Source organism: Pseudomonas sp. Pse1 (genome assembly GCF_024519635.1).
Lineage (GTDB): Bacteria > Pseudomonadota > Gammaproteobacteria > Pseudomonadales > Pseudomonadaceae > Aquipseudomonas.
Genome location: NZ_JALJRO010000131.1, coordinates 1 through 201, shown reverse-complemented (window position 1 = coordinate 201; position 201 = coordinate 1). Strand labels below are relative to the sequence as shown.

Annotated in this window: 1 protein-coding gene; it reads right to left on the bottom strand. The window is 72.6% G+C overall.

The features are described 5' to 3' along the window. On the bottom strand, positions 1 to 201 hold a 201-nt coding region (locus tag NR126_RS29245; RefSeq protein ID WP_256832535.1), incomplete at both ends, for a hypothetical protein.

Genomic DNA, 201 nt, shown 5'->3' with positions numbered 1-201 from the left:
CCGATGCCGATGCCGATGCCGATGCGGATGCCGACGCTGATGCCGACGCCGACGCCGACGCCGACGCCGACGCCGACGCCGACGCGGATGCTGATGCGGATGCCGACGCCGATGCGGACGCTGATGCCGACGCTGACGCTGACGCTGACGCCGACGCCGACGCCGACGCCGACGCTGATGCTGATGCCGACGCGGATGCCG